17 protein-coding genes, 1 tRNA gene and 1 riboswitch are annotated in these 14,943 nt (G+C 41.2%); of the genes, 13 read left to right on the forward strand and 5 right to left on the reverse strand.

All coding sequences use genetic code 11. The features are described from left to right. Positions 1 to 17 precede the first annotated feature (17 nt). Positions 18 to 1,241 (reverse strand): peptidase T, encoded by a 1,224-nt coding sequence (gene pepT, locus FGK98_RS04350; RefSeq protein WP_138100222.1) that lies wholly within the window; start codon positions 1,239 to 1,241, stop codon positions 18 to 20. A 144-nt stretch (positions 1,242 to 1,385) separates the two neighbouring features. Between pepT and hemH the strand changes: the two genes are divergently transcribed. Next, on the forward strand, positions 1,386 to 2,480 hold the full coding sequence (gene hemH / locus FGK98_RS04355; protein WP_138100224.1) for a ferrochelatase: 1,095 nt from the start codon (positions 1,386 to 1,388) through the stop codon (positions 2,478 to 2,480). 41 nt (positions 2,481 to 2,521) lie between these two features. Here the strand turns inward: hemH and mscL are convergent, their stop codons facing one another. Continuing rightward, complete coding sequence (gene mscL / locus FGK98_RS04360; protein WP_138101032.1) at positions 2,522 to 2,902, reverse strand: large conductance mechanosensitive channel protein MscL; 381 nt, start codon at positions 2,900 to 2,902, stop codon at positions 2,522 to 2,524. 81 nt (positions 2,903 to 2,983) lie between these two features. Further along, positions 2,984 to 3,418, reverse strand: a complete 435-nt coding sequence (locus tag FGK98_RS04365) for a GtrA family protein (RefSeq protein ID WP_138100226.1) — start codon at positions 3,416 to 3,418, stop codon at positions 2,984 to 2,986. A 28-nt stretch (positions 3,419 to 3,446) separates the two neighbouring features. Continuing rightward, positions 3,447 to 3,543: riboswitch (PreQ1 riboswitch) on the forward strand. Here FGK98_RS04365 and FGK98_RS04370 point away from each other — a divergent pair. The 4 genes from FGK98_RS04370 (at position 3,541) to dapA (ending at position 6,631) form a co-directional block, all read left to right on the forward strand. Continuing rightward, entirely contained in the window at positions 3,541 to 4,050 is a 510-nt protein-coding gene (locus tag FGK98_RS04370) for a QueT transporter family protein (protein WP_138100228.1), read from the forward strand. It overlaps the preceding riboswitch by 3 nt. Before the next feature lie 105 nt (positions 4,051 to 4,155). Then, positions 4,156 to 4,228 (forward strand) — tRNA-Thr (locus FGK98_RS04375). 339 nt (positions 4,229 to 4,567) lie between these two features. Then, positions 4,568 to 5,644 (forward strand): aspartate-semialdehyde dehydrogenase, encoded by a 1,077-nt coding sequence (locus FGK98_RS04380; protein ID WP_138100229.1) that lies wholly within the window; start codon positions 4,568 to 4,570, stop codon positions 5,642 to 5,644. A 51-nt stretch (positions 5,645 to 5,695) separates the two neighbouring features. Further along, entirely contained in the window at positions 5,696 to 6,631 is a 936-nt protein-coding gene (dapA, locus tag FGK98_RS04385) for a 4-hydroxy-tetrahydrodipicolinate synthase (protein WP_138100230.1), read from the forward strand. Between the two features lie 44 nt (positions 6,632 to 6,675). Here the strand turns inward: dapA and mnmE are convergent, their stop codons facing one another. Both mnmE and FGK98_RS04395 read right to left on the reverse strand, forming a co-directional pair. After that, positions 6,676 to 8,049, reverse strand: coding sequence for a tRNA uridine-5-carboxymethylaminomethyl(34) synthesis GTPase MnmE (mnmE, locus tag FGK98_RS04390; protein ID WP_138100231.1), 1,374 nt, complete (start codon positions 8,047 to 8,049; stop codon positions 6,676 to 6,678). A gap of 132 nt (positions 8,050 to 8,181) precedes the next feature. Beyond that, positions 8,182 to 8,364: a 4-oxalocrotonate tautomerase gene (locus tag FGK98_RS04395; protein WP_138100232.1), complete on the reverse strand. Its 183-nt coding sequence runs from the start codon at positions 8,362 to 8,364 to the stop codon at positions 8,182 to 8,184. Positions 8,365 to 8,486: 122 nt separating this feature from the next. Between FGK98_RS04395 and FGK98_RS04400 the strand changes: the two genes are divergently transcribed. From FGK98_RS04400 to FGK98_RS04435, 8 genes are all read left to right on the forward strand, one after another. Beyond that, positions 8,487 to 9,077 (forward strand): thymidine kinase, encoded by a 591-nt coding sequence (locus tag FGK98_RS04400; protein WP_138100233.1) that lies wholly within the window; start codon positions 8,487 to 8,489, stop codon positions 9,075 to 9,077. Continuing rightward, the gene (prfA, locus tag FGK98_RS04405; RefSeq protein WP_138100234.1) at positions 9,074 to 10,153 is read left to right on the forward strand and encodes a peptide chain release factor 1; all 1,080 of its coding nucleotides are present in this window, start codon (positions 9,074 to 9,076) and stop codon (positions 10,151 to 10,153) included. The genes FGK98_RS04400 and prfA overlap by 4 nt, the downstream gene beginning before the upstream one ends. Then, positions 10,153 to 10,989, forward strand: a complete 837-nt coding sequence (gene prmC / locus FGK98_RS04410) for a peptide chain release factor N(5)-glutamine methyltransferase (RefSeq protein WP_138100235.1) — start codon at positions 10,153 to 10,155, stop codon at positions 10,987 to 10,989. Before prfA ends, prmC begins: the two co-directional genes overlap by 1 nt. Then, on the forward strand, positions 10,973 to 11,575 hold the full coding sequence (locus FGK98_RS04415) for an L-threonylcarbamoyladenylate synthase (RefSeq protein ID WP_171011111.1): 603 nt from the start codon (positions 10,973 to 10,975) through the stop codon (positions 11,573 to 11,575). The genes prmC and FGK98_RS04415 overlap by 17 nt, the downstream gene beginning before the upstream one ends. Position 11,576: 1 nt before the next feature. Further along, positions 11,577 to 12,008 carry a GNAT family N-acetyltransferase gene (locus tag FGK98_RS04420; RefSeq protein WP_138100236.1) on the forward strand — a complete coding sequence of 144 codons (432 nt, stop codon included), beginning with the start codon at positions 11,577 to 11,579 and terminating at the stop codon, positions 12,006 to 12,008. A gap of 62 nt (positions 12,009 to 12,070) precedes the next feature. Further along, the gene (glyA, locus tag FGK98_RS04425) at positions 12,071 to 13,327 is read left to right on the forward strand and encodes a serine hydroxymethyltransferase (RefSeq protein ID WP_138100237.1); all 1,257 of its coding nucleotides are present in this window, start codon (positions 12,071 to 12,073) and stop codon (positions 13,325 to 13,327) included. A gap of 7 nt (positions 13,328 to 13,334) precedes the next feature. Next, positions 13,335 to 14,309 (forward strand): nucleoid-associated protein, encoded by a 975-nt coding sequence (locus tag FGK98_RS04430; protein ID WP_171011112.1) that lies wholly within the window; start codon positions 13,335 to 13,337, stop codon positions 14,307 to 14,309. Continuing rightward, positions 14,309 to 14,911, forward strand: a complete 603-nt coding sequence (locus FGK98_RS04435; protein WP_008289362.1) for a lysozyme family protein — start codon at positions 14,309 to 14,311, stop codon at positions 14,909 to 14,911. Before FGK98_RS04430 ends, FGK98_RS04435 begins: the two co-directional genes overlap by 1 nt. Positions 14,912 to 14,943: the final 32 nt, after the last annotated feature.

A 14,943-nucleotide genomic window follows, 5' to 3' on the forward strand; every position in this document is an offset into this window, starting at 1 on the left:
GAGCTACCTCGTCTTTTTTAGTCTTTATAAGATACAATGCCAATGATGGTATCCACCGCACGCTCCATAGTCTGAAGGCTGACGTATTCAAAACGTCCATGCATGTTTTCTCCACCAGCAAAGATATTTGGAGTTGGAATTCCCATAAAGGAAATCTTAGATCCATCTGTGCCACCACGAATTGGTTCGATAATTGGCGTGATACCTATATCTTCCATAACAGCTTTAGCAATGGTAACAGGCGTCATGTCTTTCTCAATGACTTCCTTCATATTGTAGTACTGGTCTGTCAGAGTTAAGGTCACGCGATCATTCCCAAGCTCTTGATTCATCTTGTCAGCGATGGCTTGCATAGCTGCTTTACGCGCTTCAAAGGCATCCTTTTCAAAATCGCGAATGATGTAGCTTGCACGCGCCTCCTCGACACTACCTGACACATCCATAAGATGATAGAAACCTTGGTAACCATCTGTCAGTTCAGGTCGGTCATTTTCTGGAAGTTGATTATGAAAATCAATTGCTAGCTGAAGGGCATTGACCATCTGACCTTTAGCAGTACCAGGGTGGACATTGCGACCTTGGAAATGGAGTTCAGCACCAGCTGCTGAGAAAGTCTCGTATTGAAGCTCCCCTAGTGGTCCACCATCAACAGTATAGGCAAAGTCAACGTCAAAGTCTTCAGCATCAAACTTGTTAGCTCCAACACCGATTTCTTCATCTGGTCCAAAACCAACTCGAATCTCACAGTGTTTGATTTCGGGATGAGCAGTCAGATATTCAATAGCAGTCATAATCTCAGCGATCCCTGACTTGTCATCAGCACCCAGCAAGGTCGTGCCATCGGTTGTGATAAGCGTTTGGCCTGGATATTTTTCAAGACTCTTAAAGTCAGCTGGATCCAGTTTAAATCCAGAATCACCCAAGTCGATAACTCCACCGTCGTAATTTTCGATAACTTGCGGATTAACTCCCTCAGCATTAAAGTCAGCTGTATCCATGTGGGAGATGAACCCGATTTTGCGTGTCAAGCTCGGATCATTAGCTGGTAAGGTACCAATGGCGAAACCATTTGGGAGGTAGTAAACATTTTGCAGGCCGACACGTTTCATTTCAGGAATAAGAACATTGGTCGCAAAATCTACCTGACTTTGCGTACTTGGAGTAGTAGTCGAGTGTTCATCAGAACGCGTATTGACCTTAACGTAGGTCAAGAAATGCTCTAAAAGGTTGGGATAAGTCATAAAAACTCCTTTAATATCATTTTTTTCATTGTATCATAGAAAGAGGAGAAAAACAAAAGATTGTGAATGTCGCTATGTCAGCGTTTACTTATTAGTGAATTCATGATAAAATAAACTTGATAAAAAAATCACAAGGAAGCGATTATGAAAAAAGCAATTTTAATGATGACCTTCGGTTCGCCAGAAGAGATTACCTTTGAAGGTGTGGCTGATTTTTTCACAAATATTCGTCGTGGAGTGAGACCTCGAGACCACGAGATTCAAACTCTCTATGATAATTATATACGAATTGGTGGCACTCCTTTGCAAAAAATTACTCGTGAAGAGGTTGCCTTGGTAGAAGCTAGGCTGGGGAATGAGTATAGTGTTTATTTTGCTAATAAGTTTTCTAGACCCTTTATCCCAGATGTGATTGGTCAGATGGAAGCAGACGGAATTGAGCAGTGTATTTGTTTGATTTTGGAGCCCCATTATTCTTTTTACTCTGTTATGGGCTATGAGAAATTTTTAGAAAGCAAGCAAATTCAATTTTTAGTTATTAAGGACTGGTATCAAGAAGAAGCGCTCTTAAACTATTGGGCAGATGAAATTGCTAAAATTTTAAAAGAAGAAGTGAAGCAAGATAGCTTTAAAGTCATCTTTTCAGCCCATAGTGTGCCCGTTTTTGCCTTGGATTTTGGTGATCCTTATATCGATCAAATTTTTGAAAATAGCAAGCTAGTTGCTGAAAAACTAGGTTTGGATTCAGAACAATATACCAACACTTGGCAGAGTGAGAGTGATATCGGTATTCCATGGATTAAGCCAGATGTTTTAGAATATCTCAGAGAACAGACAGAACATCCAGACCATTATATTTTTGTACCTATTAGTTTTATCAGTGAGCACATTGAAGTCTTGTTTGACAACGATGTGGAATGTTATGAGTTATGTCAGGAATTGGGGGTGCATTACCATCGTCCACCAATGCCAAATACGGATAGTCGTTTAATTGACGCCTTAGTTGCTACTGTAAGAGCCAATGAAGACAAAGGATTTAAAGCTTTTCTTCCAGAAGAAGAAACCTTTGATGAGTTAGTTCCTTCAGCAACTACCAAGGACATCATGAAAGAGACAGACGACCTTCAGATGCCAGAATTTGTGAAAAAATTGATTGAGAAAAAAGGTCGTGAAAATGTTAAGATGCCTTATCTTATCAAAAAAATGCTTGAGAAAGCAGGTAAGTTACCAAAATTGTAAAGGAAAAAGGATTTAGCTTTGTGCTAGATCCTTTTAATCGATTATTTTTTCTCAAGAAGAGCTTTGATTTCTTGAAGTACTTCCAATTCAGTTGGAGCAGCAGGAGCTTCCTCAGCTTCTTCTTCTTTTTTAGTAAGGTTTTGCGCTTTTTCCATACCTTTAACAACGAAGAAAAGCACAGTACCTACAACGAGGAAGTTGATAATAGCACTCAAGAATTTACCATATGTAACACCATTCCATGCAAGATCAGCGATGTTGTTAGCATTCGCAGCTTCCAAGGCAGGGTTCAATAGAAGTGGAGTGATGATATCATTAACAAATGAAGTAACGATAGCACCAAAAGCAGAGGCAATGATCACACCGACAGCAAGGTCAACAACATTACCACGAAGCAAAAATGCTTTAAGATCCTTTAACATTTTCATAAATTCCTTTCAAAAATTCTAATTAATTATATCCCAAATAGTGAAATAATACAACTCTGATGTTCTAACAACCCATTATTTTGTTTTAAAAATATAGACTTTACTAAAAATATAGTTAAGAATGATAATCAAAACCTGCGCAATTATCGTTTCGATGGCATTAACCTGATCTAGTTGATCGTTGACAAATTGCCCGATAATATCAGGATAAGATGTAACGAAGATATAAGTTAAAAGAACGTCAAGACCAAGTGTAGAAAGACGTGCTAAGAAAAATTTGGCCAGACGGATTGCCCAATTCCTTCTCTTTTGTTTAAAAACAAATGTATCATTAGTGATAAAGGCAAAAAGAATACCGATAATATTTGCAAGTGCAGTTGCTAGGATTTCCTGATGACTGATATGGTAGATAGCTAAACGTGATAAAATAGATACTAAAGTAGTAGCTCCACCAAAAAATAGATAGGAGAGGATTTCATTATCAAAAAAAGTTTTTATTTGATTTTTCATAATTTTAGTATAGCATAAAGACATATATTGTGCTATACTAGTAAGGTTGATTCACTCAACCCTTGGTGCTTAGCTTCTTTCACCAAGCATATTTCACGCGGGAAACCGCCAAAGGAGAAAACATGAAAAATTTAACTGTTCGTGACATGGCAGATATTGCTATCGTTGCTGCTATCTATGTGGTTTTGACCATTACCCCACCGCTGAATGCCATTAGCTACGGTGCTTACCAGTTCCGTATTTCTGAGATGATGAATTTTTTGGCCTTTTACAATCCTAAATACATCATCGGTGTGACGATTGGTTGTATGATTGCTAATTTCTTTAGTTTTGGTATGATTGATGTCTTTGTTGGAGGGGGATCTACCCTGGTCTTTTTAAGTTTAGGTGTCTGGCTCTTTAGCAAGTATAAGAAAGACTATTTGTTCAATGGTTTGATTCGAAAAGATCATTTCTTCTTTTCAATCCTTTTCTCTATTTCAATGATTACCATTGCAGCAGAACTTCATATCGTTGCTGAAGCTCCATTCTTCTTCACTTGGTTTTCTACAGGGATTGGAGAGTTTGCTTCGCTTATCGTTGGTGCAATCCTAATCGGAAAACTGGGACAGCGAATCGACCTTACAAAATAAGAAGTTTATAAGCTAGATACTTGCCAGGTCTAGCTTTTCTCATTCTAGAAAATTAAAAGAGAGCGCTTGACAAGAGCATAGAACTATAGTATACTTTTTAGGTAAGCTGATTTAGCTCAGTTGGCAGAGCGCATCCATGGTAAGGATGAGGTCGCCGGTTCAATCCCGGCAATTAGCATTAAATGGACAGAAAAACTCTTGATATTCGAGAGTTTTTTTATATTTACCTCGCATTAGCCTTGACAAAGTCAGCAAAGCATAGTAGAATAAAACCTGCGATGAGTCGATAGGTAGTCTTCGGACTACTATTGAGCATAAGGAGGTCATAACGCAGGAGCGGACCTTGGTGAGTTGTGTGAACCAGCTCATCACATGAAGATGCCTCTTAGTCCCTAGTCAATGGCTAGGGATTTTTAATTTTCAGAAAATATAGCTTAAAAAGCTTTGCAATTCACTGAAAAAGTAGTATAATACTTCTATTATAGAAATTTTTAGAAAATTCCGAAAGAGGTTATTTATGGGATATACAGTTGCTGTAGTCGGCGCGACAGGTGCTGTCGGAGCTCAGATGATAAAAATGCTGGAAGAGTCATCACTTCCTATTGATAAAATTCGTTACCTTGCTTCTGCACGTTCAGCTGGTAAGACTTTGAAATTTAAAGATCAAGATATTACGATTGAGGAGACGACTGAGACAGCTTTTGAAGGTGTGGATATCGCTCTCTTCTCAGCTGGTGGTTCGACATCTGCCAAGTATGCTCCCTACGCAGTTAAGGCTGGTGCAGTAGTGGTTGATAACACATCTTACTTCCGTCAAAATCCAGATGTACCATTGGTTGTTCCAGAGGTCAATGCTCATGCACTTGATGACCACAACGGAATTATTGCCTGCCCTAACTGTTCCACAATCCAAATGATGGTTGCCCTTGAACCTGTTCGTCAAAAATGGGGCTTGGACCGTATCATCGTTTCAACTTACCAAGCCGTTTCAGGTGCAGGTATGGGAGCTATTCTTGAAACTCAACGTGAACTTCGTGAAGTTTTAAATGATGGAGTGAATCCACGTGATTTGCATGCGGAAATCTTACCTTCAGGTGGTGACAAGAAACATTATCCTATCGCCTTCAATGCTCTTCCACAAATTGATGTCTTCACTGACAATGATTACACTTACGAAGAAATGAAGATGACTAAGGAAACTAAGAAAATTATGGAAGATGATAGCATTGCAGTATCTGCAACATGTGTGCGTATTCCAGTCTTGTCAGCCCACTCTGAGTCTGTTTACATCGAAACAAAAGAAGTGGCTCCAATTGAAGAAGTAAAAGCAGCTATCGCAGCCTTCCCAGGTGCTGTCCTTGAAGATGATGTAGCTCATCAAATCTATCCTCAAGCTATCAATGCAGTGGGTTCACGTGATACCTTTGTTGGTCGTATCCGTAAGGACTTGGATGCTGAAAAAGGAATCCACATGTGGGTTGTTTCAGATAATCTTCTTAAAGGTGCTGCTTGGAACTCTGTACAGATCGCAGAAACGCTTCATGAGCGTGGTTTAGTCCGTCCAACAGCTGAGCTAAAATTTGAATTGAAATAATGGTTTAGGAGTTCGAATGAACTCCTTCTTTGAAATAGAGAGGTGTTTCTCATGTCTTACCAAGATCTAAAAGAGTGTAAAATCATCACGGCCTTCATCACTCCTTTCCATGATGATGGTTCTATCAACTTTGATGCAATCCCTGCCTTGATTGAGTATTTGTTGGACCATCATACGGATGGCATTCTCCTTGCAGGGACTACAGCTGAAAGTCCGACTTTGACTCACGATGAGGAGTTGGAAATTTTTACTGCTGTACAAAAAGTGGTCAATGGACGGGTTCCACTCATTGCCGGTATCGGTACCAATGACACGCGTGACTCTATCGAGTTTGTCAAAGAAGTAGCTGTGTTTGGTGGATTTGCGGCGGGACTTGCAATCGTACCTTACTATAACAAACCATCACAAGAAGGTATGTACCAGCACTTTAAAGCCATTGCAGATGCGTCTGACTTACCGATTATTATCTATAACATTCCAGGGCGTGTGGTTGTCGAATTGACTCCTGAAACCATGCTTCGCTTGGCTGACCATCCAAATATTATCGGTGTCAAAGAATGTACTAGCTTGGCAAATATGGCTTACTTGATTGAGCATAAGCCAGAAGAATTCTTGATTTATACAGGTGAGGACGGAGATGCCTTCCATGCGATGAATCTCGGAGCAGATGGTGTGATCTCTGTTGCTTCACATACAAATGGAGATGAGATGCATGAGATGTTCACTGCTATTGCAGAAAGCGACATGAAGAGAGCAGCAGCTATTCAGCGTCAGTTCATTCCTAAGGTCAACGCCCTCTTCTCTTATCCAAGTCCTGCACCTGTTAAAGCAGTTTTGAACTACATGGGATTTGATGCTGGACCAACTCGTCTACCTCTAGTTCCAGCACCAGAAGAAGATGCCAAACGCATTATCAAAGTTGTCGTAGACGGCGACTACGAGGCCACAAAGGCAACTGTAACAGGTGTCTTAAGACCAGATTACTAATAAAGACAATAAAATCCATGACCGCAAGAACGATCATGGATTTCTTATTTTCCTAAACAGAATTGGCTAAAGAGTTGGGTAATGAGTTCATCTGGAGCCGCATCACCTGTGATTTCTCCGAGAATTTCCCAAGTACGGGTCAAGTCAACCTGGAGAAGGTCGACTGGCATCCCAAGCTCTAGTCCTTCATTAACTGCTTGCAAGCTTTCAACAGCCTTTTCAATCAAGGAAATGTGACGGGCATTGGATAGGTAGGTTGCATCTTGCTCGACAAGACCGGCATTTTCAAAGAAAAGGTTGTTGATGCGTTCCTCAATTTTATCAATATTTTGATTTTTAAGAACTGAAATACGAATAGCGTCATCTGGAAGTTCAGAAGTTTCAATCGTTTCAGGCAAGTCGGTTTTATTAAGTAGAATAATGCGATTAGTATCCTGACTGATTTCTAGGAGTTGGCGGTCTTGAGCAGTTAGGGGTTCACTGGCATTTAGCACCAGTAGAACCAAGTCAGCTTCCTTGAGGGCTTTTTTCGAACGCTCAACACCGATTTGTTCGACGATGTCCTCTGTTTCACGAATTCCAGCTGTATCAATTAATTTAAGCGGGACACCGTTGATGTTGACGTATTCTTCAATGACATCACGCGTTGTACCAGCGATATCCGTCACGATAGCCTTGTCTTCACGCAAGAGGTTGTTGAGAAGGCTGGATTTCCCAACGTTGGGACGTCCGATGATGGCTGTTGAAATGCCCTCGCGAAGGATTTTACCACGGCGAGCTGTTTTAAGGAGATTGGTCAAGAGTTGTTCAAACTCCATAGTCTTTTCACGAACAACTGCAGTAGTAGCTTCCTCAACATCGTCGTACTCAGGATAGTCAATATTGACCTCAACTTGGGCAAGTGTATTGAGGATTTCTTGGCGAGTATTGTTAATGAGATCAGAAAGAGAACCGTCCAATTGTTTGACTGCTATGTTCATGGCTTTATCTGTCTTGGCACGGATGATGTCCATCACCGCCTCAGCCTGAGTCAAGTCCACACGACCATTTAGAAAGGCACGCTTGGTAAATTCACCAGGTTCTGCCATACGAGCTCCTTCACGGATAGCTAGCTGGAGAATTTCATTGGTCACGGCAATTCCACCGTGGGTGTTAATCTCGATAATATCTTCACGGGTGAAGGTCTTAGGAGACTTCATAGCCCCAACCATGACCTCGTCCATGACCTTGCCTGTCTGAGGGTCAACGATATGCCCGTAGTTAAGAGTGTGGCTGGCAACCTTACTCAAGTTTTTGCCTTTAAAAATCTTTTGTGCAATAGCAAAACTATCTGTTCCGCTCAAGCGGACAATACCAATGGCCCCTTCTCCAAGAGGAGTAGAGATGGCAGCAATGGTATCAAATTCACGTGTAATCATACTTCTTCCTTTAATAACACTTTTCTTGGAGCTTTCTCCAAGACTCTTTTCAAATTGTAACAAATTTAAACCATTTCTTCAATGGATGTACTTGGAGATTGAAAAAGCCTAAGCCAATTTGCTTAAGCTTGCTTATTTGGTACGCATTTCTCCCTGTGGGAAGTAAGTTCCTTCAGGCATGTCGTTGATAATGACATGAACAGCAGATTGAGGCGCTCCTGTGTTGCGGACAACTGCTTCAGTAACTTCCTTAGCGAGAGCTTTCTTTTGCTCTAGAGTGCGTCCTTCAAATAAATCGATACGTATAAATGGCATAATGGTTTCCTCCACTGGTTCTTGATTTCTTCTATTTTACCACATTTTGCCGTTTAAAGCTTAAGAAAATTATGATATACTAGAATGTAGCAAAAATTTAGAAACGGACGTGAAATAGAAGCATGGCACAGTTGTATTATCGTTATGGGACTATGAATTCAGGTAAAACGATCGAGATTCTCAAGGTAGCCTATAACTATGAAGAGCAAGGAAAAGGTGTTGTCATCATGACCTCTGCTCTGGATACGCGTGACGGTGTTGGCTATGTGTCGAGTAGAATTGGTATGAAACGTCCAGCCATTGCCATTGAGGAGTCGACGGATATCTTTGGGTTTATTCGAGATTTACCTGAGGAACCGTACTGTGTGCTGGTCGATGAGGCGCAGTTTCTCAAACGTCACCATGTTTACGACCTAGCTCGTGTTGTCGATGAGTTAGACATCCCTGTCATGGCATTTGGTTTGAAAAATGACTTTCGCAATGAACTCTTCGAAGGTTCCAAACACCTCTTGCTTTTAGCAGACAAAATCGATGAGATTAAAACTATCTGTCAGTACTGTAAGAAAAAGGCGACCATGGTACTCAGAACCTTAGACGGCAAGCCCACCTACGAAGGCGAACAAATACAGATAGGTGGAAATGAAACCTATATCTCAGTCTGCCGTAAACATTATTTTGCCCCTGAAATCAATAAGGAGAATGAAGAAAAATGAACATCTATGATCAACTACAAGCTGTAGAAGACCGTTATGAGGAATTAGGAGAATTGCTTAGTGACCCAGATGTAGTCTCTGACACCAAGCGCTTCATGGAGCTTTCAAAAGAAGAATCTTCAACTCGTGATACGGTAACAGCCTACCGTGAGTACAAACAAGTCCTTCAAAACATCGTTGATGCTGAGGAAATGATTAAAGAGTCTGGCGGAGATGCGGACTTGGAAGAAATGGCTAAGCAAGAACTGAAGGATGCCAAGGCTGAAAAAGAAGAATACGAAGAAAAACTAAAAATCTTGCTCCTTCCAAAAGATCCAAACGATGACAAGAACATCATCCTTGAAATCCGTGGAGCTGCAGGTGGAGATGAGGCGGCACTTTTCGCTGGAGACCTTCTAACCATGTATCAAAAGTATGCGGAAGCCCAAGGCTGGCGCTTTGAAGTCATGGAAGCCTCTATCAACGGTGTCGGTGGTTTCAAAGAAGTCGTAGCCATGGTTTCCGGTCAGTCTGTTTACTCTAAGCTTAAGTATGAGTCTGGTGCTCATCGTGTACAACGTGTCCCAGTGACAGAGAGCCAAGGCCGTGTACATACTTCGACAGCGACAGTTCTTGTCATGCCAGAAGTGGAAGAAGTAGAATACGATATTGATCCAAAAGACCTTCGCGTTGATATTTACCACGCATCAGGTGCTGGTGGACAGAACGTCAATAAGGTTGCGACTGCTGTTCGTATTGTTCACTTGCCGACCAATATTAAGGTTGAGATGCAGGAAGAACGTACTCAGCAAAAGAACCGTGAGAAGGCTATGAAGATTATTCGTGCGCGTGTTGCTGACCACTTTGCACAAATCGCACAAGACGAACAAGACGCTGAGCGTAAGTCAACAATTGGTACTGGTGACCGTTCAGAACGTATCCGTACTTATAACTTCCCACAAAACCGTGTCACAGACCACCGTATCGGCTTGACTCTCCAGAAACTAGATACCATTTTGTCTGGTAAATTGGATGAAGTTGTGGATGCCTTGGTACTTTACGACCAAACACAGAAATTAGAAGAATTAAACAAATAATGAAACTAGCTCAATTATTTTCAGATTTTGAGGAAAAGTTGATAAGACAAGGAGAGGAAGCAGAAAGCCTCTCTTTTGTCTATCGTAGTCTGAAAAATCTCTCTTTTACAGACTTCGTCTTTGCCCTCCAGCAAGAGGTAACCGAGGAAGAAAATCAATTTGTAGAAGTGATTTACCGACAGTTAGCAGCTCATAAACCTGCCCAGTACATCATCGGTCATGCAGATTTCTTTGGAATGCAGCTAAAAGTGGATGAGCGGGTTTTAATTCCCCGACCCGAAACAGAGGAGTTGGTTGAGCTCATCCTGGCTGAAAATTCTGATGAAAATCTTAAGGTATTGGATATCGGCACGGGAAGTGGTGCCATCGCCCTTGCTTTAGCAAAGAATCGTCCAGACTGGTCAGTGACAGCAGTTGATATTTCACAGGATGCACTAGATTTGGCAACTGAAAACGCTAAAGTTCAGAATTTCCAGATATTTTTTAAAAAATCTGATTGTTTTGCAGAAATTTCTGAAAAATATGATATAATTGTATCCAATCCACCCTATATCTCTCGTGAAGATGAGTCAGAGGTCGGTTTGAATGTTTTGCATTCAGAACCTCATCTAGCTCTCTTTGCAGATGAGGATGGCCTAGCTATTTACCGCAGAATTGTGGAAGAGGCAAAAGACTATCTCAAAGATGGTGGTAAGATTTACCTTGAAATTGGATACAAGCAAGGTCAAAGTGTTCCTGCGCTTTTTAGGAAACATCTTCCTGAAAAACGAGTACGAACACTCAAGGACCAATTTGGTCAAGATAGGATGGTTGTAGCTGATGATGGACAGGATTAGGCAAGAGTTGGAAAAGGGAGGAGCTGTTGTTCTACCTACAGAGACAGTTTACGGCCTCTTTGCTAAGGCCTTAGACGAAAAAGCAGTCGACCATGTTTACCAGCTCAAACGTCGTCCTAGAGACAAGGCGCTTAATCTCAATGTTGCCTCTCTAGAGGACATCTTGTACTTTTCAAAGAATCAACCAGCTTATCTACAAAAACTTGTAGATACCTTTTTACCAGGTCCCCTGACCATTATACTCGAAGCCAATGATAGAGTGCCCTATTGGGTTAATTCTGGTCTTGCAACTGTTGGATTTCGGATGCCGAATCACCCCATTACGCTGGATTTGATTCGAGAGACAGGTCCCTTGATTGGACCGTCTGCTAATATTTCAGGTCAGGCAAGTGGAGTAACCTTTCAGGAAATCCTTGAAGATTTTGATCAAGAGGTTCTGGGTCTGGAAGACGATGCTTTTCTAACTGGACAGGATTCGACCATTTTGGATCTGTCTGGAGACAAGGTGAAAATCTTACGCCAAGGAGCCATTGAGCGAGATGATATTCTTGCACAGTTGCCAGAGATTTCTTTCGAGGAGGAATGAGATGCTTAGAGATTTGCAAGAAACAGATGTGAATGCTATATGTGAGATTAACCAAGAGGCTTTGGAGTATTCTTTTAGTCCAGAGGACACAGCTAGTCAACTAGCTAGACTGTCTCAGGATTCACATCATTTCCTACTTGGCTATGATGATGAAGCCAGCCATGTCCTACTTGGATATGTCCACGCTGAGGTCTATGAATCTCTTTATTCCAAAGCAGGATTTAACATCTTAGGCTTAGCGGTTTCACCGCAAGCACAAGGGCAAGGTATCGGTAAAAGCTTACTGCAAGGGTTGGATCAAGAAGCAAAAAGACGTGGCTATGGGTTTATCCGCTTAAACTCTGCCGATCATCGTCTGGGTGCTCATGCATTTTATGAAAAAGTTGGTTATACTTGTGATAAAGTGCAGAAACGGTTTATTCGCATCTTTTAGCTTATTTTCTTATCGAAAAACAAACTAAAGGACCAGTCACACTATTATAAAGGAGAAGACCTATGATTTTTGACAAAGATGATTTTAAAGCATACGATGCTGATCTCTGGAATGCTATTGCCAAAGAAGAAGAACGCCAACAAAACAACATTGAGTTGATTGCTTCGGAAAACGTTGTTTCCAAGGCTGTAATGGCTGCTCAAGGGTCTATCTTGACGAATAAATACGCCGAAGGTTACCCAGGACGCCGTTATTATGGTGGAACTGATGTGGTAGACGTGGTAGAGACTCTTGCTATTGAACGTGCCAAAGAAATTTTCGGTGCAAAATTTGCCAATGTCCAACCTCACTCAGGAAGCCAAGCCAACTGTGCTGCTTACATGGCCTTGATTGAGCCAGGTGATACGGTTATGGGAATGGATTTGGCAGCAGGTGGACACTTGACCCACGGAGCTTCAGTTAGCTTCTCTGGCCAAACCTACAACTTTGTTTCTTATAGTGTGGATCCTGAAACGGAACTCTTGGACTTTGATGCTATCTTGAAACAAGCCCAAGAAGTAAAACCAAAATTGATCGTAGCTGGTGCTTCAGCCTATTCTCAAATTATTGACTTTTCAAAATTCCGTGAAATTGCTGATGCTGTTGGGGCTAAGCTCATGGTAGATATGGCCCATATCGCTGGTTTGGTTGCAGCTGGACTTCACCCAAGCCCAGTACCATACGCTCATATCACCACAACAACGACCCACAAAACCCTTCGTGGACCACGTGGTGGGTTGATCTTGACAAATGATGAGGAACTAGCTAAGAAAATCAACTCAGCTATTTTCCCTGGTATTCAAGGTGGTCCTTTGGAGCATGTTGTTGCGGCTAAAGCTGTTTCCTTCAAAGAGGTTTTGGATCCAGCCTTCAAGGAATATGCTGCTAATGTCATCAAAAATAGCAAGGCCATGGTTGAAGTCTTCTTGCAAGACCCTGATTTCCGTATCATTTCTGGCGGGACTGAAAATCACCTCTTCCTTGTTGATGTCACTAAGGTTGTAGAGAACGGAAAAGTTGCTCAAAACTTGCTGGACGAAGTCAATATTACCCTAAATAAAAACTCAATCCCATACGAAACCTTGTCACCATTCAAGACAAGTGGTATTCGTATCGGATCTGCAGCCATCACTGCACGTGGATTTGGTGAAGAAGAAAGTCGAAAAGTAGCTGAACTCATTATTAAAACTCTTAAAAATGCAGAAAATGAGGCTGTCTTAGAAGAAGTGAGAAGCGCAGTCAAAGAATTGACAGATGCCTTCCCATTATACGAGGACTAATACTTTTATGGACATTTATATTAAGAAAGCTATTATCCATCAGTTCAGCCCAGATGATACTGAGTTGTTTCTAGCGGATAAATTTCTCAATATCACTCCAAAAATCGAAGAATACTTGCGCAAAAAAATCGAACGTGTTTATTCAGATGAAGCTAAGACTGGGATTTTCGAGGAAGAAAATCCCTTCTTCAATCACATCACAAATGATTTGTTGGAGACTTCTGTAACACTGGCTAATCTCTGGAAAGAGGAGTTTAGTATTTCAGAAAATCTCAAAACCAATGACTTGGTTTTTGTTCAGTTTTCTAAAGAAGGTGTAGAGCATTTCGCCTTCTTACGAATTGCCCTGCGGGAAACCTTGACCCACCTTGGAGGAGAAGTTGATAATCCAATCAAGCTGACTCAGAATAACCTGCCTGGATTTGGAACGGGAGCTGATGAGGCTTTGGTCGTCAATCTTCAAAGTCGCAAGTACCACCTGATCGAGAAACGAATCAAGTATAATGGAACTTTTTTGAACTACTTTTCAGAAAATCTTCTTGCTGTCGCTCCTAAGATTTCTCCCAAGAAATCCATCAAGGAATTGGAAAAAACAGCCCAGAGAATTGCTGAGTCCTTTAACACAGATGATTTTCAGTTTCAATCCAAGGTCAAATCTGCTATTTTCAACAATCTTGAAGAAAGCAATGAATTGTCGCCTGAAAAATTGGCTAATGACCTTTTTGATAACAACCTGACAGCTCGTCTAAGTTTTATCGACCAGGTCAAGGAAGCTGTACCTGAACCAGTCCAGTTTGATGAGATTGATGCCAGTCGCCAGCTCAAGAAATTTGAAAACCAAAAACTTTCCTTGTCAAATGGAATCGAACTTATCGTTCCAAATAATGTTTATCAAGACGCGGAATCTGTTGAGTTTATCCAAAATGACAATGGAACCTATTCTATCTTAATCAAAAATATCGAGGATATTCAAAGTAAATAATGTTTAAATTTATAAGAAGAATGCTAGTGCTAGCAGTCCTTCTTTTTGCTGGATACAAAGCCTATCACATTCGTCAGGATGTAAAGCAAGTCATGACCTATCAACCTATGGTTCGGGAAATTCTCAGTGAAAGAGATACTCCAGCCAATGAAGAGTTGGTGCTCGCCATGATTTATACCGAAACCAAAGGAAAAGAAGGCGATGTTATGCAGTCTAGTGAGTCTGCAAGTGGCTCCACCAACACCATCAATGATAATGCCTCTAGCATTCGGCAAGGCATTCAAACTCTTACAGATAACCTTTATCTTGCTCAAAACAAAGGAGTGGATGTCTGGACGGCCGTTCAAGCCTATAATTTTGGACCTGCCTATATAGACTTTATCGCTCAGAATGGTAAGGAAAATACACTAGCATTAGCCAAGCGTTATTCCCGAGAGACGGTCGCTCCTATCCTTGGAAATACCACTGGGAAGACCTACACCTACATCAACCCAATTTCTATCTTTCATGGTGCAGAACTCTATGAAAATGGTGGAAATTATTACTACTCGAGACAGGTACGCTTTAACCTGTACATCATGAAATTCTTTAATTTCTTCTAAGCATATGGTTTTACCAGGTGTTTTTCACTATA

The sequence above is a fragment of the Streptococcus australis genome (assembly GCF_901543175.1).
Lineage (GTDB): Bacteria > Bacillota > Bacilli > Lactobacillales > Streptococcaceae > Streptococcus > Streptococcus australis_A.